This window comes from Pseudomonas sp. IT-P4, from assembly GCF_949767755.1.
GTDB classification, from domain to species: domain Bacteria; phylum Pseudomonadota; class Gammaproteobacteria; order Pseudomonadales; family Pseudomonadaceae; genus Aquipseudomonas; species Aquipseudomonas monachiensis.
Genome location: NZ_CATKPX010000015.1, coordinates 137,973 through 162,524 on the forward strand (window position 1 = coordinate 137,973; position 24,552 = coordinate 162,524).

19 protein-coding genes and 1 pseudogene are annotated in these 24,552 nt (G+C 58.8%); 10 read left to right on the plus strand and 10 right to left on the minus strand.

Features of this window, described 5'->3' with window-relative positions; all coding sequences use genetic code 11:
* Positions 1-93: 93 nt before the first annotated feature.
* Positions 94-1,656: an alkyl hydroperoxide reductase subunit F gene (gene ahpF / locus ACM6IT_RS02270; protein ID WP_414917395.1), complete on the plus strand. Its 1,563-nt coding sequence runs from the start codon at positions 94-96 to the stop codon at positions 1,654-1,656.
* 132 nt (positions 1,657-1,788) lie between these two features.
* Here the strand turns inward: ahpF and gloA are convergent, their stop codons facing one another.
* A complete protein-coding gene (gene gloA, locus ACM6IT_RS02275) occupies positions 1,789-2,310 on the minus strand; it encodes a lactoylglutathione lyase (protein ID WP_056724511.1) in 522 nt (173 codons plus the stop codon).
* 144 nt (positions 2,311-2,454) lie between these two features.
* Here gloA and ACM6IT_RS02280 point away from each other — a divergent pair, with 144 nt between their 5' ends.
* Positions 2,455-2,973: a DUF4946 domain-containing protein gene (locus ACM6IT_RS02280; RefSeq protein ID WP_056724513.1), complete on the plus strand. Its 519-nt coding sequence runs from the start codon at positions 2,455-2,457 to the stop codon at positions 2,971-2,973.
* 163 nt (positions 2,974-3,136) lie between these two features.
* Here ACM6IT_RS02280 and ACM6IT_RS02285 read toward each other — a convergent pair whose 3' ends face one another.
* The 3 genes from ACM6IT_RS02285 to ACM6IT_RS02295 form a co-directional block, all read right to left on the minus strand.
* Positions 3,137-3,499, minus strand: coding sequence for a histone-like nucleoid-structuring protein, MvaT/MvaU family (locus ACM6IT_RS02285; protein WP_008065377.1), 363 nt, complete (start codon positions 3,497-3,499; stop codon positions 3,137-3,139).
* Positions 3,500-3,733: 234 nt separating this feature from the next.
* Entirely contained in the window at positions 3,734-5,266 is a 1,533-nt protein-coding gene (locus ACM6IT_RS02290; RefSeq protein WP_056724514.1) for an EAL domain-containing protein, read from the minus strand.
* Between the two features lie 111 nt (positions 5,267-5,377).
* Positions 5,378-6,250: a LysR family transcriptional regulator gene (locus ACM6IT_RS02295; protein ID WP_056724516.1), complete on the minus strand. Its 873-nt coding sequence runs from the start codon at positions 6,248-6,250 to the stop codon at positions 5,378-5,380.
* A 77-nt stretch (positions 6,251-6,327) separates the two neighbouring features.
* Here ACM6IT_RS02295 and ACM6IT_RS02300 point away from each other — a divergent pair, with 77 nt between their 5' ends.
* Both ACM6IT_RS02300 and hppD read left to right on the plus strand, forming a co-directional pair.
* The gene (locus tag ACM6IT_RS02300) at positions 6,328-7,272 is read left to right on the plus strand and encodes a DMT family transporter (protein ID WP_414917396.1); all 945 of its coding nucleotides are present in this window, start codon (positions 6,328-6,330) and stop codon (positions 7,270-7,272) included.
* 251 nt (positions 7,273-7,523) lie between these two features.
* On the plus strand, positions 7,524-8,600 hold the full coding sequence (gene hppD / locus ACM6IT_RS02305) for a 4-hydroxyphenylpyruvate dioxygenase (RefSeq protein ID WP_056724520.1): 1,077 nt from the start codon (positions 7,524-7,526) through the stop codon (positions 8,598-8,600).
* 119 nt (positions 8,601-8,719) lie between these two features.
* Here the strand turns inward: hppD and rarD are convergent, their stop codons facing one another.
* The 3 genes from rarD to ACM6IT_RS02320 form a co-directional block, all read right to left on the minus strand.
* Positions 8,720-9,601, minus strand: a complete 882-nt coding sequence (gene rarD, locus ACM6IT_RS02310) for an EamA family transporter RarD (RefSeq protein ID WP_056724522.1) — start codon at positions 9,599-9,601, stop codon at positions 8,720-8,722.
* A gap of 215 nt (positions 9,602-9,816) precedes the next feature.
* Positions 9,817-10,830 (minus strand): aldo/keto reductase, encoded by a 1,014-nt coding sequence (locus ACM6IT_RS02315; RefSeq protein ID WP_414917397.1) that lies wholly within the window; start codon positions 10,828-10,830, stop codon positions 9,817-9,819.
* 156 nt (positions 10,831-10,986) lie between these two features.
* Complete coding sequence (locus ACM6IT_RS02320; RefSeq protein ID WP_414917398.1) at positions 10,987-12,297, minus strand: MFS transporter; 1,311 nt, start codon at positions 12,295-12,297, stop codon at positions 10,987-10,989.
* 170 nt (positions 12,298-12,467) lie between these two features.
* Between ACM6IT_RS02320 and ACM6IT_RS02325 the strand changes: the two genes are divergently transcribed.
* Positions 12,468-13,589 (plus strand): sugar diacid recognition domain-containing protein, encoded by a 1,122-nt coding sequence (locus ACM6IT_RS02325; RefSeq protein ID WP_414917399.1) that lies wholly within the window; start codon positions 12,468-12,470, stop codon positions 13,587-13,589.
* 228 nt (positions 13,590-13,817) lie between these two features.
* Positions 13,818-14,957, plus strand: a complete 1,140-nt coding sequence (locus tag ACM6IT_RS02330; protein ID WP_414917400.1) for a glycerate kinase — start codon at positions 13,818-13,820, stop codon at positions 14,955-14,957.
* A 92-nt stretch (positions 14,958-15,049) separates the two neighbouring features.
* Here ACM6IT_RS02330 and ACM6IT_RS02335 read toward each other — a convergent pair.
* Positions 15,050-15,416 (minus strand): annotated as a pseudogene (locus tag ACM6IT_RS02335) (DUF6124 family protein).
* A gap of 412 nt (positions 15,417-15,828) precedes the next feature.
* Between ACM6IT_RS02335 and ACM6IT_RS02340 the strand changes: the two are divergent.
* From ACM6IT_RS02340 to ACM6IT_RS02355, 4 genes are all read left to right on the plus strand, one after another.
* Positions 15,829-17,016 carry a pyridoxal phosphate-dependent aminotransferase gene (locus ACM6IT_RS02340; RefSeq protein ID WP_414917401.1) on the plus strand — a complete coding sequence of 396 codons (1,188 nt, stop codon included), beginning with the start codon at positions 15,829-15,831 and terminating at the stop codon, positions 17,014-17,016.
* A gap of 258 nt (positions 17,017-17,274) precedes the next feature.
* Positions 17,275-19,305, plus strand: coding sequence for a hypothetical protein (locus ACM6IT_RS02345; protein WP_414917402.1), 2,031 nt, complete (start codon positions 17,275-17,277; stop codon positions 19,303-19,305).
* A gap of 231 nt (positions 19,306-19,536) precedes the next feature.
* The gene (locus ACM6IT_RS02350) at positions 19,537-21,744 is read left to right on the plus strand and encodes an autotransporter outer membrane beta-barrel domain-containing protein (RefSeq protein ID WP_414917403.1); all 2,208 of its coding nucleotides are present in this window, start codon (positions 19,537-19,539) and stop codon (positions 21,742-21,744) included.
* Between the two features lie 125 nt (positions 21,745-21,869).
* On the plus strand, positions 21,870-23,357 hold the full coding sequence (locus tag ACM6IT_RS02355) for a hypothetical protein (RefSeq protein ID WP_414917404.1): 1,488 nt from the start codon (positions 21,870-21,872) through the stop codon (positions 23,355-23,357).
* A 44-nt stretch (positions 23,358-23,401) separates the two neighbouring features.
* On the opposite strand, the gene ACM6IT_RS02360 is transcribed toward ACM6IT_RS02355, so the two are convergent.
* Positions 23,402-24,022: a fimbrial protein gene (locus tag ACM6IT_RS02360; protein WP_414917405.1), complete on the minus strand. Its 621-nt coding sequence runs from the start codon at positions 24,020-24,022 to the stop codon at positions 23,402-23,404.
* Entirely contained in the window at positions 24,004-24,486 is a 483-nt protein-coding gene (locus ACM6IT_RS02365) for a hypothetical protein (RefSeq protein ID WP_414917406.1), read from the minus strand. Before ACM6IT_RS02365 ends, ACM6IT_RS02360 begins: the two co-directional genes overlap by 19 nt.
* Positions 24,487-24,552 lie beyond the last annotated feature (66 nt).

The following is a 24,552-nucleotide window of genomic DNA, read 5'->3' on the forward strand; positions in this document are numbered from 1 at the left end:
ACCTTCTAAGCAAGTTGCACCGCCCAATAAAAACGCCCGGGCGAGATTCGCTCGGGCGTTTTTTTGCCTCAAGAATTCAAGGAAATCGCCCGTATGTTGGACACCAATCTTAAAGCCCAGTTGAAATCGTACCTGGAACGGGTCACCCAACCGATCGAGATCGTTGCTTCTCTCGACGACGGTGCGAAATCCCGGGAAATGCTCGAACTGTTGAAAGACGTTGCCAGTCTTTCCACCCAGATTACCTTGCTCGATAACGGCGATGATGCACGCAAGCCGTCGTTCTCGATCAATCGCCCGGGAGCCGATATCAGCCTGCGTTTCGCCGGCATCCCGATGGGCCACGAATTCACTTCGTTGGTGTTGGCGCTGCTGCAGGTCGGCGGCCACCCGTCCAAGGCCAGTGTCGAAGTGATCGAACAGATCCGCTCGCTCAAGGGCGAGTTCACCTTCGAGACTTACTTCTCGCTGTCCTGCCAGAACTGCCCGGACGTGGTCCAGGCGCTGAACCTGATGGCGGTACTGAACCCGAACGTTCGCCATGTCGCCATCGACGGCGCGCTGTTCCAGGCTGAAGTCGATGAGCGCCAGATCATGGCGGTCCCCAGCATCTACCTCAACGGTGTGAACTTCGGTCAGGGCCGCATGGGCCTGGAAGAAATTCTCGCCAAGATTGACACCAGCGGCATCGAACGCCAGGCCGAGAAAATCAGCGCCAAGGAAACCTTTGATGTGCTGGTGGTCGGCGGTGGCCCGGCCGGTGCTTCGGCGGCGATCTACGCGGCCCGTAAAGGCATCCGTACCGGTGTCGCGGCCGAACGTTTTGGTGGTCAGGTGCTGGACACCATGGCCATCGAGAACTTTATCTCGGTGCAGGAAACCGAAGGGCCGAAACTCGCCGTGGCCCTGGAAGAGCACGTCAAGCAGTACGACGTGGACATCATGAACCTGCAACGCGCAGACAAATTAATCACCGGCAAAGAAGGTGAGTTGCACGAAGTTCACTTCGCCAGCGGCGCGAAGCTCAAGGCCAGGACCGTGATCCTCGCAACCGGCGCACGGTGGCGTGAAATGAACGTGCCGGGCGAGCAGCAATACCGCAACAAAGGCGTTGCGTACTGCCCGCACTGTGACGGCCCGCTGTTCAAGGGCAAGCGCGTGGCGGTGATTGGCGGCGGCAACTCCGGCGTCGAAGCGGCCATCGACCTGGCCGGTATCGTGTCCCACGTCACGCTGCTGGAGTTCGACGTGCAGTTGCGCGCCGATGCGGTATTGCAGCGCAAGTTGCACAGCCTGCCGAACGTTACCGTGATCACCAGTGCGCAAACCACTGAAGTCACCGGCGACGGCCAGAAGGTCAACGGCCTGCGCTACAAGGATCGTCAGAGCGACGAATTGCGCAGTGTGGAGCTGGAAGGGATCTTTGTGCAGATCGGTCTGTTGCCCAACACCGATTGGCTCAAAGGCACCATCGAGTTGTCGCCCCGTGGCGAGATCATCGTCGACGCTCGCGGTGAAACCTCGGTACCGGGCGTGTTCGCCGCCGGCGACGTGACCACTGTGCCGTACAAGCAGATCGTGATTGCGCTGGGTGAGGGTGCCAAGGCTTCGTTGAGCGCCTTCGATCACTTGATCCGGACTTCCGCCCCGGCATAAAGCCTGGTGCTGAAAATAAAAAAAACCATGATTGATCATGGTTTTTTTATGGATCTGAAGATCGCAGCCTGCGGCAGCTCCTACACCGATCTCTGTAGGAGCTGCCGCAGGCTGCGATCTTTTGATTCTGTTTTACAGCGGAGCCGGCTGAATGATCTCGACCCAGTAGGCGTCCGGGTCCTTGATGAACGCCAGGCTCTTCATGCGGCCATCGCTCAGGCGCTTCTGGAAATCGCAGCCCAGTGCTTCAAAGCGCTCGCAGGCGGCGACGATATCCGGTACCGAGATGCAGATGTGGCCGAAACCGCGTGGGTCGGTGTTGCCATTGTGGTAGGCGAACTCCGCATCGTGCTCGGTGCCGTGGTTGTGGGTCAGTTCCAGGATGCCGGGGATCGATTTCATCCACTCGGTGCGCGCGGCGGCGTCGGCCGGGATCTGGTTCTTATCCACCAGCGCCAGGAAATACAGGCTGAACTCGGCTTCCGGGAAGTCGCGTTTTTCCACCAGGGTAAAACCCAGGATGCGTGTGTAGAAGTCCAGGGATCTGGTGATGTCCTTGACCCGCAGCATGGTGTGGTTGAAAACAAACTTCTGCGTGGCGGCGTCCGGTTGGGCGGTGACGCCGGGGAAGGTGTTCAATTCGTGCAGGCTCATGGGCCCTCCGGGAAATATGTGGGCTAACGAATGGCGACAATGATACGCAAGGCTTCGGACATCACCAAACCCAAACAGTCGGCTATTGCCTGACAGGCGGCCTGGGCCCAGACTTTACCGCTTGATCCTTGAGTGCCCATTGCAATGATTCGATTTCGTAACCTGCTGTTCATCCTGCTGAGCGTGTTTTCGCTGGCTGGCGTTGCTCGCGCCGATGCGCCAGTAGTGACCTGGCCGGAAGGTTGGCAAGTCGAAGAAGTGCCTGAATCGGCGTCGGGGGTCAGTCGCCAGCGTGCGGTGAAAAATGATCGGGATGGATCGCCGCTCATGGTGATGGAGTTGACCATGAGCCCGGTGCAAAGCGATCACCAGGTAAACCTCGAGGGCGTATTGCTGGAGATGCGCAAGTCGGTTCAAAAAGACTTCTTTCAGGGCGGGTATCAAAGTGTCTGTACGCGCATTCATTCCACTACCTTGAGTCGATTGGCCGCGCTGGAAACAACCTGCACCATCACGCAAAACGGCCGGCATGTGCTTTCGCAAACATTGGTGGCCGCAGTGGATGCCGATAAGGCCTATGTTCTTTCCTACGCAGGGCAGGCCGAGGCTTATAAGGCGAGCCAGGATGAAATAGACGCAGCCCGTAACAGCTTGAAACTTTAGTCAACGACAGTGCTTTTTCGATGCATGAAGAAAATTTTAGATATCCAAATGGATTAAGCACAAAGTTGGTGGCAGTCAGGTAATTGTGCGGTGTCCGCCCGGGGTTTTAGATGGCCCATGAAAAAGCCCTGCACGAGCAGGGCTTTTTTTGTTGCCGCGAGAGTTAGCCGCGCAGCCAGGAATCAACGGTGGCTGCACCGTACTGTTCTTTCCAGGCTTTCAGGCCGCGGTGGTTGCCGCCCTTGGTTTCAATCAGCTCGCCGGTGTGCGGGTTCTGATAAACCTTGACCACACGGGCACGGCGGGTTTTAGGTGCTGCCTGCTGCAGGCCGGATTTTGCCGGGTTAGGGTCGAGAATGGCGATGATGTCGCGCAGGCTCTTGCCATAGGTTTTCATCAAGCCCTGGAGCTTTTCTTCGAATTCGATTTCTTTCTTGAGCCCGGCATCGTTCTTCAGGGATTCCAACTGCTTGAGCTGTTCTTGAAGGGCCTTTTCGGCTGCACGAAATTCAGCGAGTCTGGACAATATCTTTACTCCAATAGTGTGTTTGGCTGATACCAACCGCAAACAAAGCTATAAGCCAAGAGCCTTGAAGCGACTCGGTGATAGTGGCTCACCTGCCAATTTAGCGCAGGCATGAAAAATTGTAGTAGTTAATTGGCCAAGAGTAAATCCTGTCTTTTTCTTCATGTAACGTCAGTAGTCTTTTGATTCAAAATGGTGCGGCTAATCGTTTGTTTTGGCGATTAAATCTGCGAGTTAATGGTCGCTTAATGCACTAATGAATTCCGCGCCGGGCATGGGTTTGCCGAACAGATAACCTTGCAGGAAGTTGACCTGATGAGCGCTCAGGTAATCACTCTGCTCGCGGGTTTCGACACCTTCGGCCACCAGGGCAAGGTCGAGTTTGACCGCCAGTTCGATGATGCTGTCAAGTAGGTGGCTAGTGAGTGTATCGATGCCGATCATGGCGACAAAACTCTGGTCGATTTTCAGGAAATCGACATTGAACTGCCTTAGGTAGCCAAGGCTCGAGTGGCCCGTGCCAAAGTCGTCGATGGCGATTTTCACGCCCAGTTCGCGGAGTTGCTCGAACAGTTGCAGGGTGATGGCCGTGGGCTCGATCAATTCGCGCTCGGTCAGTTCCAGTACCAGATGGATCGAGCCTGGTTCGAACGCATCGAGAAACTCGCGGCAATCCTTGACCAGTTCCAGGTCCTGGCAATGGCTCGCGGTGATGTTGATGCCAATGTGAAACGGCTTGTTGAAACTGGCCGATAGCGGTGCGAGCAGGGCGGCGGTTTGTCTCATCAGTGAGCGGGTCATCGGTACGATCAGCCCGGAGTGCTCGGCAAACGGAATGAACAGATCCGGACGCACCAGGCCTTCCTTTGGATGTTGCCAGCGCATCAGCACTTCAGCGCCGGACCAGCTTTTGTTGTCGCCCTGCACCACGGGCTGGAAATACGGAATGAACTCTTTAGCTTCCAGTGCCCGCTGCATTTCATAGGTGGGTGACGATGAGCGCTTTTGCAGGAAGTGACTGATTGCCCCGGCAATCACGCCGAAGAAAATCAGCAGGCTGAACAGCGGCGGATATTCGCTTCTCATGTAGCGCCAGGTTTCACCTTCGGGGAAACCGGCTTCCACGGCAAACGCATAGTGCCCGGAGGTCAGGCGACTTTGCGCAACGGGCAACTCAGGCGTAGCGCCGGTATGAAACTTGCCGTCGGCGGACAACCAGTTCGGGCCAACTTGCAGCAACAGCAAGGTCTTGCGGCCGATCAAACGCAGGATATTGCTCAAGTGATAACCATCGAGGGTCGTCAGCGCGCCTTTATTTCCTTCGCTCAGGCGGTACACCAGCAAGGCGGTGTTGGGCGTTACCTGATTGCCGCTCATGAGCCATAAGGCGCCCTGGGTGTAGTCACCGGGGTTGACCGTCTCCTGGTAGTCGCCGAACAGAGAGCTGCAATAGAGGTTGTTGTCCCACACCAGACTGGTGGAACGCACGAAGGGGCGGCGAGTGACCTGCTCGCGCAGGGCCAGTTTGACGTCACTGCAACTTTGCCCCGCCAGCGGCAGCAATTCACGAGCGGCCTGGGCATTGTTGTCGAGCATCAGGTCGAACTGGCGAATCGCTTCTTCGGCGGTTTGCTGGGTGTCTTGTTGGAGCGCACGCCCTGCTTGCATGTAAAGAATGGCGGCCCCCAGCAGCACCGGGAGCAAGCCACTGATCAGGGTGATCGCAATTTTTTTTCTGCGACTGCGGGTTTTGGTTTTCAACGGCATTCGCGAGTCCTGTCACGAAGAAGTAAGGCTCTCAATTGTTGGCGGGGCAAACGCCTCCCATGAAGAGTTCGGGTACGGGCCATGATAGTTGGCCGTTGGCGGTTATGCCGCTCAATGCAAGTCAAGGCTTTCGGCCAGCTTGATAAAGGCCAGCGTCGCGGGTGATGCCTGGCGTCGATCGAGTACCGCCAGGCCGACCTGGCGCAACACGGCCGGCGACAGCGGTTTCTTCACCCAGCGGCGGTCAATCTGATCGGGCAATGAACCTTCGGCAACCACCGTTACCCCGTCGCCACGAGCGACGACATCCAGGGTGCTGATCAACTGCGAGCAGCGATAACGGATGTTGGGCGTCAGTCGGGCCGCTGTGAACAGGCGTGAAACCAGCTCCGAAGAACCGGCCTCGGTCAACACGAACGGGAAATCGCACAGGTTCTTCAGGCTCAAGCTGTCGTGATTCGCCAACGGGTGTCCAGCGGGCAGCAGCGCGACCATCTGGTCCTCAATCAACGGGACCGTGTCGAAACGCTCCTCGGGCAACACCACAAAGCCGATGTCGATCCGTCGTTCCTCCAGCCACTGGAGCACCTGGCGGTCAGGGCCTTCGTCGATATGCACCTCGATGCCGGGATGGGCGGCGCGGTACTGCTGCAGAATCAACGGCAGCAATTTGATCGACGAGGTCGGGCCGAAGGAGCCGATGCGCAGCGTGCCGCGTTTCATGCCCCGCGCATCGGCCGCTTCCTGGCGCAGGGTGTTGGCCAGGCCGAGCATCGCCCGGGCGCGCAGCAACAACTGCTGGCCAATGTCGCTCAGTTCGACCTGGGATTGATGCCGGCGCAACAGTTCGACACCCAACTCCAGTTCCAGGGACTTTAACGCATGGGAAACCGCCGATTGGGAAATACCCAGGCGATTGGCCGCAGCCGTGAAGCCGTGGAGTTCGGCCACCAGGGAGAAAATCTCCAGCTGAGTGAGGGTCATGAGTGTTTGCTCATTTTACGATGACTGGGTATTAGCCGAATGATACGGCATCTCTTCACTATCCGGTCCTGGAATCCATGACGATCTGTGAGCAAAGCCTGTCAAAACCCTCGGATCGGCCGGTGTATCTGAAACTGGCGGCGGTCACCATGGTGTGGGGTGGCACCTTCGTCGCCGGGCGCTATCTGGCCGTCGGCCTCAGTCCGCTACTGGCGGCCAGCCTGCGGTTTCTGCTGGCCAGCGTGGCGTTGCTGCTGTTTATACGCATGGCGCGGACACCGCTGGTCCGGCCCAGCCCCCGGCAATGGCTGCAATTGCTTTTGCTTGGCTTTTTCGGGATCTTCTTTTACAACCTGTGCTTCTTTTATGGCCTGCATTACATCAGCGCTTCACGGGCGTCCTTGATCGTGGCGCTGAACCCGGCGGTGATCGGCCTGGCTTCCTGGCTGTTGTTCAAGGAGCGCTTGAACCGGGCCAAAGTCGCCGGCATCGCGATCTGCATGACCGGCGCGAGCATGGTGATCGTCAGTCGCGACCCGCAACTACTGGCCGGCGGTGCCGGTGCCTGGCTCGGTGATCTGTTGATTTTCGGCTGTGTCCTTGGCTGGGGTGTCTACTCGCTGTTCTCCAAAGAACTGAATCACAGCCTGGGACCGGTACAAACCGTGACCTGGTCGATCCTGCTGGGCACCGGCATGCTCTGGGTCACCTGCATCGCGCGCGGTGAGGTGAGTGTCGCCGCCATCGCCCAGCTCGGTGCGCAGCAATGGTTGAGCCTTTTGTACCTGGGCGTGCTGGGTTCGGCGCTGGCGTACATCGGCTACTACGACGGCATCCGCAAGATCGGTGCGACCCGTTCCGGGGTGTTCATTGCCTTGAACCCGTTGACGGCGGTGATCCTCGGCGCGCTGCTGCTGGATGAGCCGCTGACGCTGGCCATGTGCCTGGGTGGCGGGTTGATACTGGCGGGGATTTTCCTCTGCAACAAACCCCTTGCGCGGGCATGGAAAAAGGGGATTTGATACAGAAGGCGGACAAATCGATTTACGCTGTGTAGAATCCGGTTACGCATACAATAATAATCGTCTTCTGGCAGCAGAAGCCTCGCCCGCAAGAGCCTTGGGTCGACAATGAAGATATTCGGGTTTCAACTGATCTACGGTGACTTTCTCGCCCGCAGTGTGCGGGGCATCTCCTGTGCGCCACCCACCGGTCTCAGCATTGTTTACAACTAACCTTTGTTAATTGATAAAAAAATGATGAGGCGCCGACCATGGCAGATTTATACGAAAACCCAATGGGCCTGATGGGCTTTGAATTCATCGAGCTCGCATCGCCGACCCCGAACACCCTGGAGCCGATCTTCGAGATCATGGGCTTCACCAAGGTGGCGACCCACCGTTCCAAGGACGTGCACCTGTACCGCCAGGGCGCGATCAACCTGATCCTCAACAACGAACCCCACAGCGTGGCCTCGTACTTCGCGGCCGAGCACGGTCCGTCGGTGTGCGGCATGGCGTTTCGCGTCAAGGATTCGCAAAAAGCCTACAAGCGTGCCCTGGAACTCGGCGCCCAGCCGATCCACATCGAAACCGGCCCGATGGAACTGAACCTGCCGGCGATCAAAGGCATCGGTGGTGCGCCGCTGTACCTGATTGACCGTTTCGGCGAAGGCAGCTCGATCTATGACATCGACTTCGTGTTCATCGAAGGTGTGGACCGCCATCCGGTCGGCGCCGGCCTGAAGATCATCGATCACCTGACCCACAACGTGTATCGCGGTCGCATGGCCTACTGGGCCAACTTCTACGAGAAGCTGTTCAACTTCCGCGAAATCCGCTACTTCGACATCAAGGGCGAGTACACCGGCCTGACCTCCAAGGCCATGACCGCACCCGATGGCATGATCCGCATCCCGCTGAACGAAGAGTCGTCCAAGGGCGCGGGGCAGATCGAAGAGTTCCTGATGCAGTTCAACGGCGAGGGCATCCAGCACGTTGCGTTCCTGTCCGATGACCTGATCAAGACCTGGGACCACCTGAAAAGCATCGGCATGCGCTTCATGACCGCGCCGCCGGAAACTTACTACGAAATGCTCGAAGGCCGTTTGCCGAACCACGGCGAGCCGGTGGGGGAACTGCAGGCGCGAGGCATCTTGCTGGACGGATCGTCCGATTCGGGCGACAAGCGTCTGCTGCTGCAGATCTTCTCGGAAACCCTGATGGGGCCGGTGTTCTTCGAGTTCATCCAGCGCAAGGGCGACGACGGTTTCGGCGAAGGCAACTTCAAAGCGCTGTTCGAATCCATCGAGCGTGACCAGGTGCGTCGTGGTGTTTTGTCCACGGACTAAGCCGATGTAAAAAAACCGGTCGTTGACCGGTTTTTTTTGATCAAAAGATCGCAGCCTTCGGCAGCTCCTACAGGGAATGCAAACCATGTAGGAGCTGCCGAAGGCTGCGATCTTTTGCGTTAAGGCCTGCGCTGGCGTACCAGATGCTTGAACCCTTCGAACACCAGCACCAGCACCGCCATCCAGATCGGGATGTAGGTCAGCCATTCGCCGGCCTTGATGCTCTCTCCCAACAGCAACGCCACACCCAGCAGCAACACCGGTTCGACATAGCTCAACAAACCGAACAGGCTGAACGGCAGCAGGCGACTGGCAATGATATAGACCACCAGTGCCGATGCGCTGATCACGCCGAGCATGGGGATCAACAGCGACAACCATGGGTGCTGTTCAAACACACCAAAACCTTGCGCGCCGCTCTGGACGAACCAGAACGCCACCGGCAGGGTCAATGCCATGTCCAGCCACAAGCCACCGAGGTTGTCCGCCGCCAGCCGTTTGCGCAAGACGAAGTAGGCCGGATAACCCACGCAGACCAGCAAGGTCGCCCAGGAAAACCCACCGACCTGATACACCTCGTTGACCACCCCCAGGCAGGCGAACACCACGGCAACTTTTTGCAGATAGGACAGGCGTTCGCCGTAGGCCAGGCGACCGGTCAAGACCATGGTCAGCGGCAGCAGGAAATAGCCGAGGGATACATCAAGGCTGTAGCCGTTCAACGGCGCCCACATGAATAGCCACAATTGCACGCCGAGCAGGGCCGAGGAGGCGATCAACGCACCCATCAGTTTCGGATTGGCCATGGCGCGCCGAACGATCTCCACCACGCGTTTCCATTCCCCGGACACCACCATGAACACGGTCATGCACGGGACGGTCAGCAGCATGCGCCAACCGAAGATTTCCACGCCGCTCAAGGGGGTGAGCAGCGACGTGTAGTAATACATGACGGCAAACAGCACCGAGGCTGAAACCGATAGAGCGATACCTTTAGACAAGCTGTCCTCGCGTGATTTTGAGTGAGATTTAAACGGGCGCAGAGGATACGTGGTTTTTCAGGCGAATATTGACCGATCAATCAACACGGACCAACTGTGGGAGCGGCGGTGCGACGATTCGACTTGCTCGCGAAAGCGGTGGGTCAAACAACATTGATGTGGCTGACACTCCGCCTTCGCGAGCAAGCCCGCTCCCACATTGGTTTTCTATTTCTTCAGGTACTGCGCGGTGTACGCCCCGACACAAAATGGCTCACATCATTGAACCCCGGTGTCGACGCATGCCCCGGCGTCACCAGCGAATCGATGAACGCCTCGTCCTCGGCCGTGATCTTCACCGCCTGCGCCTTAGTGTAGGCGTCCCATTGCTCCTCCGTGCGCGGCCCGACAATGGCCGAGGTCACGGCGCTGTTGTTCAGCACCCAGGCAATCGCGAACTCGACGATGCCGACGCCACGCTGCCGGGTGTATTGCTGGATCTGCTGGGCGATGTGCAAGGACTCGACTCGCCATTCGGTTTCCAGGATGCGTTTGTCCTGGCGTCCGGCTCGGCTGCTGGCGTCCGGTTTCACATCCGGCGCGTATTTACCGCTGAGCACACCGCGCGCCAACGGGCTGTAGGGCACCACGCCCAGACCGTAGTTGTGCGCCGCCGTGATCTGCTCGGTTTCAGCCTGGCGATTGACGATGTTGTACAGCGGCTGGCTGATCACCGGCCGGTCAACCCCCAGTTTGTCGGCCACGCGGATGACTTCGGCGATGCGCCAGCCACGGTAGTTGGACAGGCCCCAATAGCGGATTTTGCCCTGGCGAATCAAATCGCCGATGGCCGAGATCGTGACTTCCAGCGGCGTATTGTGGTCTTCGCGGTGCAGGTAATAGATGTCGAGGTAGTCGGTGCCCAAGCGCGTCAGGCTGGCATCGATGCCGTTGAACAGGTGCTTGCGACTCAAGCCGCTGCGGTTGGGGACGCCATCCACGGGACCGAAGCCGACCTTGGTGGCCAGCACCCATTCATGGCGGCGGCTGGCGATGGCTTCGCCGACGATTTCTTCGGAACGGCCGTTGGTGTAGACGTCGGCGGTGTCGATGAAGTTGATGTCCTGGTCCCAGGCCTTGTCGATGATTCGCAGGGAATCTTCGGCGCTGGTCTGTTCGCCGAACATCATGGTGCCCAGGGTCAGGGTGGACACCTGCAGACCCGAATGACCCAGCGTGCGGTAGCTCATGAGCAAATCCTTTTACCAGTGGGAAAGGCTCAATCAGATACCAAAATTGTTGGACATGGCAAACGAAAAAGATCGCAGCCTGCGGCAGCTCCTACAGGCTGTATGTCATTGCTGTGTAGGAGCTGCCGCAGGCTGCGATCTTTTGATCTTCGCTGATTAGGCGCGCAAGGTACGGGTCATGCGCAACGCCAGCAGACTGCCGCCGACAATCACACCCGCCAACAGGTACAGCGCCGCATCGGTCGAGCCGGTGCTGTCCTTGACCCAACCCACCAGGTACGGGCTGAGGAAGCCGGCCATTTGCCCCATGGAGTTGATCAGCGCCAGGCCGCCAGCCGCGGCGCCCGCACTGAGCAGGGCGGTCGGCACCGGCCAGAACATCGGCAGGCCGGTGAGGGCGCCCATGGTGGCGATGGTCAGGCCGAGAATCGCGATGGCCGGGTTGGCGGCGAAGTTCACCGCGATCAGCAGCCCCAGCGCGCCCATCAGCATCGGCACCACCAGATGCCAGCGACGTTCCTGGCGCAGGTCCGCCGAACGGCCGACGATCAGCATGAACACCGCGGCCAGCAGGTACGGAATCGCACTGAGCCAGCCGATCACCAGGTTATCGCTGAAGCCCAGGTTCTTGATGATCGACGGCAGCCAGAAGTTGATCGCGTACACGCCACTCTGGATGCAGAAATAGATCAGGCCGAAGGCCCAGATCGCCGGGTTCCTGAACACCGCCAGCAGCGAATCGGTCGTGGTTTTCGGCTTGTTCTCCAGATCTTCGGCGTGGTCGGCTTCCAGTACCGAACGCTCGAACGGGGTCAGCCACTTGGCGTTGGCGTAGCTGTCGCTGAGCAGGAAGTAAGCCAGCGCACCGAGGATGACGGTGGGAATGCCTTGCAGCAGGAACATCCACTGCCAGCCGGCGAGACCGCCTTGGCCTGCGCCGAAGTGATTGAGAATCCAGCCGGAGAACGGGCTGCCGAGCAGGCCGGAGACCGGGATCGCCGACATGAACAGCGCCATGATGCGGCCACGGCGGAAGGTCGGGAACCACTGCGAGAGGTACAACACCACGCCCGGGAAGAACCCGGCTTCGGCCGCGCCGGTGAACAGGCGCAGGGTATAGAACTCGGTCGGCGTGGTGACGAACAGCAGGCAGGTCGACAGGGTGCCCCAGGTGATCATCATCAGCGCAATCCAGCGCCGTGGGCCGAATCTGGTCAACGCCAGGTTGCTTGGCACGCCGCACAGTACATAGCCGATAAAGAAGATGCCGGCGCCGAGGCCGTACACGGTTTCGCTGAACTTCAGCGCATCGAGCATCTGCAGTTTGGCAAATCCAACGTTTACCCGGTCGAGGTAGTTGAACAGGTAGCAGATGAAAATGAAGGGGATCAAGCGCAGGGTAATGCGCTTGTAGACGGCATTTTTGTCGTCAGCGATGGCGTCGGACGCTACGGCGCTCTGGGTCATGGCGGCTCTCTCTTTATTATGATTTTTTGCGATGCAAAGGGTAACGTTGATCGCCCAGAGAGTCTCGACCACCCCCAGGGTGGCTGTCTTTGTGCCTGAGCACAGGGTTTGCAACCAAGGCCTGTGCGGGTGAACAACCCGTTCCATCACTGTCTTCAAGGATCACTTGCATGTTTGAACTCGATCACGACCTGGCCCAGGACATCGTCGACCGGGCGATGGCTATCCTGCCGTACAACGTCAACGTCATGGACAGCCAGGGCTTGATCCTGGGCAGCGGCGAGCCGGATCGGGTCAACACCCGGCATGAAGGCGCGCAACTGGTTTTGGCCAATGGCCGGGTGGTGGAGATCGATGCGCAGACAGCGATTCATCTCAAGGGCGTGCAGCCGGGCATCAACCTGCCGCTGATGCTGGACCAGCGTCTGATCGGTGTATTGGGCATCACCGGCGAACCCGAGCAACTGCGCACCTACGCCGAACTGGTGCGCATGACCGCCGAGATGCTGGTGGGCCAGCGCAACCAGCAGGCCGAGCAACAATGGCGGCGCCAGCGCTGCGATGATCTGCTGGCGTTGTTGCTCAGCGAAGCCGGGGATGCGCCGCGACTGGTCGATGAAGCGCAGCAGTTGGGCCTCAAGCCCCAAATGACCCGGGTGCCGTACCTGTTCGAACTGGGACTTGAGCACGCGCCAGGGCAAACCGTCGAGGCCCTCAGCGCCTGGTTGACCAGCCGCCACCCCGACAGTTGGTGCGTGAGCTCGGCCAAGACCTCGTTGCTCTGGTGCCGGCCGGCAAGCCAGACGGTGGAGAACGAGCGCTTGCTGGACAAGCTCGACGGCCTGGGCTGGAACATCCTGCGCATTGCCGTGGGCGGGCAGGCCGATGGCCTTTCGGGCTTGCGGCGCTGCTATCGCCGGGTCGGTGACTTGCTGGCCTACGGGCGCGAGGTGTTGCCGCGCTCGCGATTGCTGACGCTCAACCGCTATCGGCTGCCGGTGATGCTCTGGCGCCACCGCAACGACGACGCCCTCGACGAACTGCTCAATCCGCTGCGCAAGGTCATTGCCAAGGACAACAACGGCCAGTTGCTGGCAACCCTGCGCAGCTGGTGTGAACACGACGGCCAGAGCCAGGCCTGCGCCGATGCACTGGGCATTCACCGCAACAGCCTGCGCTACCGCATGGAGCGGATTGCCGAGCTGAGCGGAGTTGATCCACTAAGATTGGACGGCATGCTGGCGTTGTATCTGGGGGTGCAACTGTTGCCCGAGCCAGACACGAACCCCTGAACCATACACATTCCCTGTGGGAGCGAGCTTGCTCGCGATAGCGGTGTGTCAGTCCGCATTGATGTCGCTGGCACGCCGTCTTCGCGAGCAAGCCCGCTCCCACAGGTATCGCGTCTGCCACGGGCTTTGTGGAAATGAACAATAATCCTCAACACCGCTTGTGCAGCGGCCCGGCGTTATTGTTCATGGCGGCTGGCAGCATGTGGGCATTGGAACTGGAGAATTCCCATGAAAATCGTGATCGCCCCCGATTCGTTCAAGGACAGCCTCAGCGCCCAAGGCGTGGCCGATGCCATTGCATTGGGATTGGCCCAGGTCTGGCCTGATGCGCAACTGATCAAATGCCCGATGGCCGACGGCGGGGAAGGGACTGTCGAGTCGATCCTGGCGGCGTGCGATGGCGAACTGCGCCGCAATGAGGTGCGCGGGCCTTTAGGGGCTACGGTGAATGCCGCTTGGGGCTGGTTGCCCGATAGCCACACCGCGATTATCGAAATGGCCGAAGCCAGCGGGTTGCAGTTGGTCCCTCTGGCTCAGCGTGATGCATGCATCAGCAGCACCTTCGGGACCGGGCAATTGATCCGCGCCGCGCTGGATGCCGGTGCGCAACGGGTGATCCTGGCGATTGGCGGCAGTGCGACCAACGATGGTGGCGCCGGTGCAATGCAGGCGTTGGGCGTGAAATTGTTGGATGCCCAAAACCAATCCCTGCCGCCGGGCGGTTTGGCGTTGGCGCAATTGGCACGCATCGACCTCAGCAACATCGACCCGCGTTTGGCCGATGTGCGTTTCGACATTGCCGCAGATGTGAATAATCCACTGTGTGGGCCACACGGCGCCTCGGCGATTTTCGGTCCGCAAAAAGGTGCGTCGCCCGAGCAGGTCGAGCAATTGGATCGTGCCCTTGGACACTTTGCCGAACACTGCGCCAACGTGTTGGAAAAAGACGTGCGCGACGAGCCGGGCAGTGGCGCGGCGGGCGGTTTGGGGTTTGGGGCGAAGGCGTTTTTGGGGGCGCAATTCAAGGCCGGTGTCAAGGTGGTGGCCGAGCTGGTAGGCCTGGCTGATGCGGTAAAAAACGCCGATCTGGTGATCACCGGCGAGGGGCGTTTCGACGCACAAACCTTGCGCGGCAAGACGCCGTTTGGTGTGGCGCGCATTGCCCGGCAGCAGGGTGTGCCGGTCATCGTTATTGCCGGTACGCTGGGCGAGGGTTATCAGGCGTTGTACGAACATGGCATCGACGCCGCGTTCGCTTTGGCGAGCGGGCCGATGACGCTGGAGCAGGCCTGTGCCCAGGCGCCGCGTTTGCTGCAAGAGCGCGCGAGCGATGTGGCGCGGGTTTGGCGGGTGGCTGTTCGCCGTTAAAGCAAAAGATCGCAGCCTTCGGCAGCTCCTACATTTGAATTGCGATTCCCTGTAGGAGCTGCCGAAGGCTGCGATCTTTTGATCCTATGTACCTACCCCCGTGGATCAATCTGATCCAGCACCCGGTTCGCCGTGATCTCCGCCAGCATCACGCTGTTGGAAATCCCCAGCAGGGCATTGCGCGATCCACCGTCCAGATGATCCACCAACTGGTGGACCATCACGTCGACTGACGCCAGCGTTTCCACCAGATACACCATCAGGGTTTCGGGCGTGGCTTCTGGGTTCACGGTGAATGGTGAACAGTGAACCGGGAGTACGCGGCGTGGCTTTGATGTCGGCAATCGAGGGGAAGTGAAAGGCGAGGGCACGTTCGGCGGCCTCGTTGAGTTTTTTTGAATCGGGTTCATAGGGGGATGTCGGATCGGTGTCCGGCGGGTTTGGAGTTACTTTGAACATATGCTGAGTTGTCCTAATGATGTGCCAACCCTCCGGCTGCTAAACGAAGAGGGTGGCAACTGCACGCAGGTTAGCAGACCGGAAACTCAGCAATCCGGCGCGCTCGAGAGCGCCCTGCGTACAGCTACCATCAAGCACAGGCAACAAAAAGACCTGCATGACAGATGCACGCACAACTGAGTTAACACAGGCTGCTAAACCCGATCACTGACAATCAGTGACGCGAATCAAGTTACCGATGGCCCCCCAGGCGCACAAGCCGGCGGATTCTGGCGTACCCGTAGGCAATGGCGCAAGGTCTTGTAGCTTGCATGAAGTAACCTTAAACACCTTTAAACAGGCGCCCGTGGCTGGCTTGTTTCGCGATTTGAGATAGGGTTGAGGCAAGGAATACGCGCCACAGGAGAACGCCATGCGCTACTCAGCCTTGACCCAACGAATCGCCGGTGACGGAGCGGCGGCCTGGCAGATTCACGATCGAGCGCTGGCGCTGCGCGAGCAGGGTGTCGATGTCTTGCTGCTGTCGATCGGCGACCCGGATTTCGACACCCCACAACCCATCGTCCAGGCCGCGATTGGCAGTTTGCTGGCCGGCGACACGCATTACCCGGCGGTGCGCGGCAGCCAGGGCTTGCGCGACAGCATCGCCCGGCATCATCGCCAGCGCAGCGGCCAGGCAGTGGATGCGAGGCACGTGATCGTCTTCCCCGGGGCGCAGTGCGCGGTGTATTCGGTGGTGCAATGCCTGCTCGATCCGGGGGACGAAGTGCTTGTCGCCGAACCGATGTACGTGACCTACGAAGGCGTGTTCGGCGCCTGCGGGGCGAAAGTGGTGCCGGTACCGGTGCGTTCGCAGAACGGCTTTCGAGTCGATCCGGCGGATGTCGCGGCACTGATCACGCCGAACACCCGCGCGATGTTGCTCAACAGCCCGAACAACCCCTCCGGCGCCAACCTGCCGCTGACGACCTGGAAAGCACTGGCCGAATTGTGCATTCGCCATGACCTGTGGTTGATCAGCGACGAGGTCTACAGCGAACTGCTGTTCGAGGGCGAACACATCAGCCCCGCGAGCTTGCCGGGCATGGCCGAACGCACGGCGACGATCAATAGCCTGTCGAAGTCCCACGCCATGAGTGGCTGGCGGGTGGGGTGGGTGATCGGGCCGCAAACGCTGTGTGAACATTTGGTGAATCTGTCGTTGTGCATGCTGTTCGGCATTCCGGATTTCATCCAGAACGCCGCGCAGTTGGCGCTGGATGAAAACCTGCCGCACGTGGCGCTGATGCGTGAGGAGTATCGCCAGCGTCGCGACCTGGTGTGCGCCAGCCTGGATCTGTGCCCTGGCATCCGGGCGATTCGCCCCGATGGCGGGATGTTCGTGATGGTCGACGTGCGTCAGACCGGGTTGTCGGCCCAGCATTTTGCCGAGCGATTGCTGGACGGCTATGGCGTGTCGGTGCTGGCCGGCGAAGCCTTCGGGCCGAGTGCGGCGGGGCATATTCGCCTCGGCCTGGTGGTGGACCGACTGAAGCTGGCGGACGCCTGCCGACGTATTTCCTTGTGTGTGACGGACTTGCTCGAGGGGCGGCGAGCCTGAGTTTTTCGGCACGGTCTTGAGGTCTTCTTCGCCGTCTTGAACCCTGCGCCCCCCCATCCTTCCAGCGCGGGGAGTCGGCCCCCACCTGTCAACTTTGACAGTATCGCTTTTTTTTCCATGAGCGTTTAATCCGCCCAAGGTCAGTTTGGCTTGCTGCGCTGAATCATTTTTTGGCTTGCCCGCACGCCCACGCTGTTGACCGACGGATCAGCCGTAGCGCTGCCTATGGCTCAAATGGCGTGACAGGAGGGTAAGAGCATGTCGATCGATCAGGACATCCGGGCGCAACAGGAAGCGAACAGCGCCTATCTGAAAATGCGTTCCGAGTATCGGGCAAAGCTTGCCGACATGGAGTTGATTATTGACCCGGACGCTTATGCGAACCCCGCAACCAAGCTCCTCCATGGGCCAAAACTCAAGGACAATAAAGGGCTCAAAGTCAAAGTCCCGGAGTGGGCTAACAAGGCGCCATTCGCTGGCATGCAAGAAACAGTTTTACTGCAGATTGACCCTGGTACAGGCACCTATATCACAGCGGCATCTCATGTATTCACGATGCCAATCGATGGTGGCACCTACCCCGAGATCTTTCCATTTGAAATGCTCATCCCGACCAATTCCCTGCCGGATGACGCGACGTGCCATCTGCGCTATCAGCTGATCGATTTTGCGGGGGACGAATTTGACTCCTTGGTCACCACGGTCATTTGCGATCGGCTGCCGCCTTACAAACATGATGCACCGAAGGCGCCGGTATTTGCCGGGGACTACTTGGACGATACGTCGCTGCCGGCCGGTGGCAAGTTGTCCATGACTATCCCTGGCTACGCGGATTGGCAAGCCACTGATCAAATTGCCGTGTATCTGGTTGATGAAGACAACATCCCGGACGACCCTACGGCTACCCCCCCGATTTATACGGGACCGGCGCCCGCACCGGGCATTAGCGACAGTACCGTCGATATTGACGCGGACAAGATCCGCGCGTTTGGTGATGCCAAAGCGTTGGTGACCTATGCCTTGCGCGATGAAGCGTTCAATGACAGCCCGCCGGCGCTTTACAAAAAAGTCGGCCTCACGTTCGGTCCGTTGCCCATCAATCTGTTCGAGCCGCGTGTGCCGCAAGCCAACCCCGGCCCCTTGAACATGCAGCATGTTGCTGACGGCGTGAGTGTATGGATCCTCAGGCATACCAACTACAAAAGCGGGGACTCCATTCGCTTGCAGTGGGGGGGGAAGGTGCTGGCTGACCACGCGCTGGGCAGCAATCCGCCCGCCGATATTGAAATACAAGTGTTGCCCAAAAGACTGATGCTTGAAGACTATGGACGGACGACGACCGGGGTGAAATCAACGCCGGTGAGCTACCACGTGGTTCGCCAGGGACGCTTGTTCGGTCCAGTGAGTGATGACTTTGACGTCAACTTCGAGGTGGCTGTGCCATGGCCCGATCCCTGGCCGCCGGTAGACTGGCCCAACCCGATCCACCCTGGCCTGCTCAAGGGTGACGTCAAGAACTTCGATGGAACCCGGACCAATGAACTGATCCGGGCCGACAAGGACAAGGACGCCACCTTCCACTTCGAATGGTACAGCGAGGCGGTGAATGGCCACGTCATCGACTTTTACTGGAACGGCGAGCGTGTGGTCGAGGCGCAGGTTACCTTTGACGATTCCGACCCGGAACATGTACCGGGCGGTCCTTTCGAGGTCGCCATTCCGTGGTCGTACATCAAGAAAGGCGGCAATGGTAATTCGGTGCCCGTCTACTACCGGGTGAGCGCTGCGGGCCTGGTGAACGATCTGCACTCGCCAACAACGGATGTCGTGGTCAATGCGATTGCCGTAGAGCTACCCCCTGCGAGTTTCCCCACCATTCCCGATCCCGATGGCTTCCCGCGTTGTGACGCTCTGGAGAACGATGGGTCTCTCAAGGCCGATATACCGGACCTGACCGGTGTGCTTGAGGTTGGGGACAAGATCAGTGTCGTCGTCACACCCATGAGAGGCAACCTGGGAACCCCCGAGGACCCGATCGTCGGTGCGGAGTTCGAGGCTGACTTTACGCTCGATACCACCGCGTTCCCGGTGACGGGATTCACGTTTCTGGTGCAGCCGTACGATATACATATCCTGCCGCTTTACGACGAAAACCCAACAAATCGTATAGGTCGCCTGAAGATTCAGTATTTCTTCGATGACAGCACTGAAGTCATTGAATCGGAGCCGTGGATTGTTCGTACAGCGTTCAGCACGCCGACGGGTTCATGTCCGATCCCGCGCCCTTAGCTTGATTATGCCGGGTCGGTAAGGACTGCTTCGGTTCGTATGGACCCGGATCAGGGTGACGGTTCATTCACGGCAAACGGCGCGTTTATCAGGGCAAAGCGCTTTGAGGATTAATCCTACATACCCGATGGGGAGATTTACTTAGCATCGCCGTCCCTAAATTGCCCGACCCGGTTCAACGGCACCCCGTCGGCGCGCATTGACAGTCCGTTTGTATTCAGGAGCGACCCTATGCGGCTCATTCACTCATTTCCCGTCACACCGCTTGCCTACTGGCTCAAAATGGCTACGTTGACGCCGTTGTTCTTGGTGGCTCCAAGCGCGTTGGCGGACTTGATTGATGGTCGGAGCAAAACCATCGACGGCTCTGTTCCGGCTGAAGAGTATCGACTGATCAATGCGGCCAGCCTGACGGCGAATGGCGCCACCACCCTGGAAATTAACGCGCAAACCGGTTCGAAAGTGACGCTCAACGGCACGGCGGTCAATGCAACGGGTGCCGCCAATGGTGTTCGCCTATCCGCGAGCGAGGCGACCATTGCCAACAAAAGCAGAGTGGTCAGCGCCAATACCGGGCTGAGTCTGATACGTACTGTAACGTCAGCCTCGAGTGCGACGGTCAGCGACAGTGAAATCATCGGTGGTAACCGTGGCGCCACTGTCAGCGCCGAGAGCCAACTGACACTGCAATCCGGCGCACGCGTCATCGGTACCAATGCCAGTAGCATCGGCATCGAGGCGTTTGGCAGCAGAATATCCGCCACCGACAGCACCATCATGGGTGGGCAAAACGGGGTCAGGCTGTTCAGCAATGATTCAATTACCGACGATGCGCTGGTTTTGAACAACAGCCATGTCGAAGGTGTCAGTGGCTCGGCGATTGTTATTCAAAGCGCAAACCAGACCAACAGTGAGCAGGTCAATATTGAAGTCAACAATGGCTCCACGCTCAAAGGTGGTAACGGCATTTTACTGGAAGTGCTCAATGGCGCGGCGGCCAACTTCGCGGTCAACAACAGCCACCTCGTCGGCGATATTGTTGTGGCCGATGGCAGCAGCGCCGAGGTGCTGCTGGATCGCGCCGCAACCTTGACCGGGCGTCTGGAAAACGTTGAGAACCTGACCGTCAACAACGATGCACGCTGGGTGATGGTCGGTGACGGCAGTGTCGAAAACCTTTCGCTCAATGGAGGTGGCGTCCAGTTCGGCAACCCGGGGCAGTATTTCAATCTTTCCGTGGAAACCCTGTCGGGTACGGGGGGGACGTTCTATATGCACAACGATTTCACCACCGGGCAGGTGGATACCCTGACCGTATCTGGCAATGCCACTGGCAACCACCTTGTCGCCCTCGACAGCCAGGGCACCGAACCGGTAGGGGCAGGCTCCAAGGCCGTGGTGCATATCGGCTCGGGTGACGCCACATTCGCCATGGCCGGTGGTGCCGTGGACCTCGGGGCGTTTTCCTACGATCTGATCAAACAAGGCGACAACGACTGGGTTCTGGACACGGCCACTCGGGTGATCAGCCCCGGTACACAGTCGGTCATGGCGCTGTTCAACGCGGCCCCGACGGTCTGGTACGGCGAACTCAGCACATTGCGCACCCGCATGGGCGAGGTGCGTATGGATCAGGGCAAGGCCGGTGGCTGGATGCGTGCCTACGGCAACAAATACAACGTGAGCGACAGTGCCGGCGTGGCCTATAAACAAACCCAGCAAGGCATTTCGTTCGGTGCCGATGCGCCGCTGCCGATGGGCGATGGGCAATGGCTGATCGGCGTGCTGGGCGGTTACAGCCAGTCCGATCTGGACATGAGCCGTGGCACCACCGGTGAAGTCGACAGCTACTACCTGGGCGCCTACACCACCTGGCTGGATGCGCAGAGCGGTTATTACTTCGACGGTGTCGTCAAATACAACCGATTCCAGAACGAATCCGACGTTCAACTCAGCGACGGCAAGAAAACCAAGGGCAATTACGACACTGACGGCATCGGTGCGTCGCTGGAGTTTGGGCGAAACATCAAGTTGGCGGATGACTACTTTGTCGAGCCTTACGCTCAACTGTCCGGTGTGATGATCGATGGCGCCGATTACGACCTGGACAACGGCCTGGCCGCCAAAGGTGATCGTGTGCATTCCTTACTGGGTAAAGTCGGTACCACGGTGGGTCGCAACTTTGCCTGGGCGCAAGGCAAAACGGTCCAGCCGTACCTGCGTGCCGCGTACGTACACGAGTTTGCCAAGAACAGCGATGTCGAGGTCAATGACAACCGTTTCAGTTCCGACTTGTCGGGCTCTCGCGGCGAGTTTGGCGCGGGCGTGGCCGTGGCGATGACGGACAAGGTTTCCATGCACGTCGATCTCGATTACAGCAACGGCGACAAGCTAGAGCAACCTTGGGGCTTCAACGTGGGTGCGCGCTATAGCTGGTAAACATTTGGCTTGATCTCGACCCGTCTGTAGGCCAATGCACTACCGGTTCAATGTTCTTTTCATGAGGCAAAGAAGCGAAACCTCTCGGGTTTTTGCTTCTTTGTTTTTTTCGAGGAGTTTTGTTCATGGTCAAGTCCAGAAGTGCCGGTGTTTCCCCCATTCCGGAAATGCCGCCGCCAGAGATCAACGGGCTGCTGCCGGAGGTACCGGGTGGTGAAACCAATCTGTTGCCGGAAGCATTGACCCATACCGATCTGAAAGTCTGGTTTACCGTGCCGTTGAACTCCCATCCCGAGGTGGCGGAGGAAACCGTCAAACTGTTCGTTGACGGTAGCCAGGATGCCTTGGTGACTCGTCGGTGGAACCAGCCGATCGAAGACTCGGATCGCTACCTCGAAGTGCCCCAGGCCTGGCTACGCAATAACGATGGGGAACACCTGTTCCATTACAGGGTAACGATTTTCAACGGTTCGTCAGCGGATTCATTCGATCTGCCGATGACACTTGATACGCAGCCTCCCTTGCTGGTAACCGGCAGCACATTGAATTTTCCCTCTGAAGTCCTGCCCCCCAACCCACTCACCGCCCGATACCTTGAGCAAAATAATGATGAGGTAAAGGCGGGCCTGCCAGATTACACATCACCCCGTCCTTGGGATCGCATCACCTGGTATTGGGGCTTAACCCCGAACACTCAGGAGCAGGGTGGCGTCATTGAACTTGACGACACGAACTTTTCTGAACCGTTGTTCATCACGATTGCAGGCCAGTTGATCCGGGATCGAGGGGATGGCTTTCGGTATGTGTGGTATCAGGTGCAGGACCGCGCGGGCAACCAGAGCTATCGGTCCGATGTGGTTGAACTGGACGTTGCCGCGACCCCGATACCCCGTAATTTGCCTTGGCCTGCCATTGAAAGGGCTGCGGGAAGTGGCGAGCTGCAAACGCTCGATCCGTTGCTGGCCTCGACCGGAGGCGTGGTGGAAGTGCCGAACGATGCAGTGATCTATCCCGGAGAGGGCATACGCGTGCAATGGGGTGAACCCGGGGAGTTGGGCCATTGGATTGCTGATCAAGCCATCACGCCCGGGCAACTGCGGTTTTCGATTCCAATGAAATCAGTGGCGGCCTATATCGGTAAAGCACTGTGGGTGAGTTACGGCGTCATGGATGACGCTGGCAAAGAGTGGCCGTCGATGCGTCGCAAGTTGCAGGTAGTAAACCTGAGTGGGCTGCCTACGGTTCAATGCAACGGCCTGAGCGGGGGCAGTTTGAGTTTAAGAACGGTAGCGGCCACGGGCGCGATATTGAAGCTAAACAAATGGCCATTGATGACGACCGATCAGTGGATCTTGCTCACCATGACAGGTGTTGGCTCCGGAGGGCAGGACTCTGTCTTCGAGGTGATCAGGAAGCGTGCACTCACGGATCAGGAAGTCATCGGCGGTATTGGTGGGCAAAACAATGTCACCGTCGACAAGGCATTTTTGAACACGTTGCGCCGCAACGCACCCCTCACGGGAAAGGTGTATGTGAGTTTTGATGGCGGAAGAACCTGGCCACCCACTGCTGCGCCCAATTTCCCACTCTTGCAGTTGACCCTGATTGACTGATAGGGGCAATGTGGCCCGGCCCTTATGCCAAGGGCCGGTTGATGTTATTGATACGTTATCGTGAAAAACAACGCGCCCTTGGCGTCGCCGGGCATAACATCCCGGCTGGCGTCTGTCTGGTAATAACGCGCGGTGAAATCCAGAACGGTGTCACCGCTGGTGATCCGTTGCAGTGGAACTTCGGTGCTGAGGGCCACGGGTGTCATACCGTCGCCTTTGAGTATTTGAATGCCAATCCCTTTGGCGGTGGAGTCCGTCGTCAGGCTGAACACTCCAGGAATCGCCGGGGTAACGGGCATTGACCCACCGGCTCCATCGAGGTGAATCGTGGCCGTGGCGATGTTGATGTTAAGGTCGTCCGCAATGCATGAACTTAACGTGATATTGAACGGCACCGCTGCGGTGACATACCCAGGGCCGGTGAAGTCGTCTTTATTCCAATCGCCAAGCGGTACCGGATCGGCGCTGACCTTGCTGCTGCCACAGTGTGCCTGGGTCACGGTGCCCGTCAGGCCAACGCCAAAGGCCTTGCCTGGAATACCGGTAAACGTGCCACTGAACAATTCACGGCCATCCAAAGTTTGCGGACCCGGCGCGATATCGGCAGTTTTTATCAGCGTGATATAGCTCTCCAGTCGGGTGAAGCTCAGGAGTGTCGATCCCATTGCTTTTTCGTGGTGCGCTGTGAAGGCACCGTACCGTCACCAAAGTCGGGGTTGAAAGCGTTTTGTGCAAAACCATCGAATGGAAATCCCAGTGTGAACTGGACGCCAACCCCTGGGATGTTGGTGCTCAAGATGGCCTGCGGGGACTGGCGCATGCTTGCCCCGCGAAGCAAGCCTGGGTGAAAAGGGGTGGTGGCCAGGATGTTGGACGCCAGCCGCACGCTGCCATCGTTGTCGCACTCGATAAACGATGACTCGTTGTTGCTCGTGGCCACGAACTGCCGGGCTCTGCCAATGGTGGTTCCCACTGCGGCGTCTCGGGGAACGTAGACGTTTCCCACATGGTGGGTAAAGCTCAAGGGGCCTGGCGAGGTGCAGGTATTGCTTGCAGCCATGACTGGCAGGGTGTGGCAACCTGCGGCCAAGGCGAGAACGGTGGTCAACCGTCGCGTTGAACATTTCATGATGTTTTCCAGAGTTGACGCAGGGAGCCTGGAGAACTTCAGGTTCCCTGACGCATGAAGGGGTTC

Bases quoted from the DNA above. Each gene is read 5' to 3' on its own strand.
- ahpF (WP_414917395.1), top strand. From the start codon at position 94: ATGTTGGACACCAATCTTAAAGCCCAGTTGAAATCGTACCTGGAACGG.
- gloA (WP_056724511.1), bottom strand. From the start codon at position 2,310: ATGAGCCTGCACGAATTGAACACCTTCCCCGGCGTCACCGCCCAACCG.
- ACM6IT_RS02280 (WP_056724513.1), top strand. From the start codon at position 2,455: ATGATTCGATTTCGTAACCTGCTGTTCATCCTGCTGAGCGTGTTTTCG.
- ACM6IT_RS02290 (WP_056724514.1), bottom strand. From the start codon at position 5,266: ATGCCGTTGAAAACCAAAACCCGCAGTCGCAGAAAAAAAATTGCGATC.
- ACM6IT_RS02295 (WP_056724516.1), bottom strand. From the start codon at position 6,250: ATGACCCTCACTCAGCTGGAGATTTTCTCCCTGGTGGCCGAACTCCAC.
- ACM6IT_RS02300 (WP_414917396.1), top strand. From the start codon at position 6,328: ATGACGATCTGTGAGCAAAGCCTGTCAAAACCCTCGGATCGGCCGGTG.
- hppD (WP_056724520.1), top strand. From the start codon at position 7,524: ATGGCAGATTTATACGAAAACCCAATGGGCCTGATGGGCTTTGAATTC.
- ACM6IT_RS02315 (WP_414917397.1), bottom strand. From the start codon at position 10,830: ATGAGCTACCGCACGCTGGGTCATTCGGGTCTGCAGGTGTCCACCCTG.
- ACM6IT_RS02320 (WP_414917398.1), bottom strand. From the start codon at position 12,297: ATGACCCAGAGCGCCGTAGCGTCCGACGCCATCGCTGACGACAAAAAT.
- ACM6IT_RS02325 (WP_414917399.1), top strand. From the start codon at position 12,468: ATGTTTGAACTCGATCACGACCTGGCCCAGGACATCGTCGACCGGGCG.
- ACM6IT_RS02330 (WP_414917400.1), top strand. From the start codon at position 13,818: ATGAAAATCGTGATCGCCCCCGATTCGTTCAAGGACAGCCTCAGCGCC.
- ACM6IT_RS02340 (WP_414917401.1), top strand. From the start codon at position 15,829: ATGCGCTACTCAGCCTTGACCCAACGAATCGCCGGTGACGGAGCGGCG.
- ACM6IT_RS02345 (WP_414917402.1), top strand. From the start codon at position 17,275: ATGTCGATCGATCAGGACATCCGGGCGCAACAGGAAGCGAACAGCGCC.
- ACM6IT_RS02350 (WP_414917403.1), top strand. From the start codon at position 19,537: ATGCGGCTCATTCACTCATTTCCCGTCACACCGCTTGCCTACTGGCTC.
- ACM6IT_RS02355 (WP_414917404.1), top strand. From the start codon at position 21,870: ATGGTCAAGTCCAGAAGTGCCGGTGTTTCCCCCATTCCGGAAATGCCG.
- ACM6IT_RS02360 (WP_414917405.1), bottom strand. From the start codon at position 24,022: ATGGGATCGACACTCCTGAGCTTCACCCGACTGGAGAGCTATATCACG.
- ACM6IT_RS02365 (WP_414917406.1), bottom strand. From the start codon at position 24,486: ATGAAATGTTCAACGCGACGGTTGACCACCGTTCTCGCCTTGGCCGCA.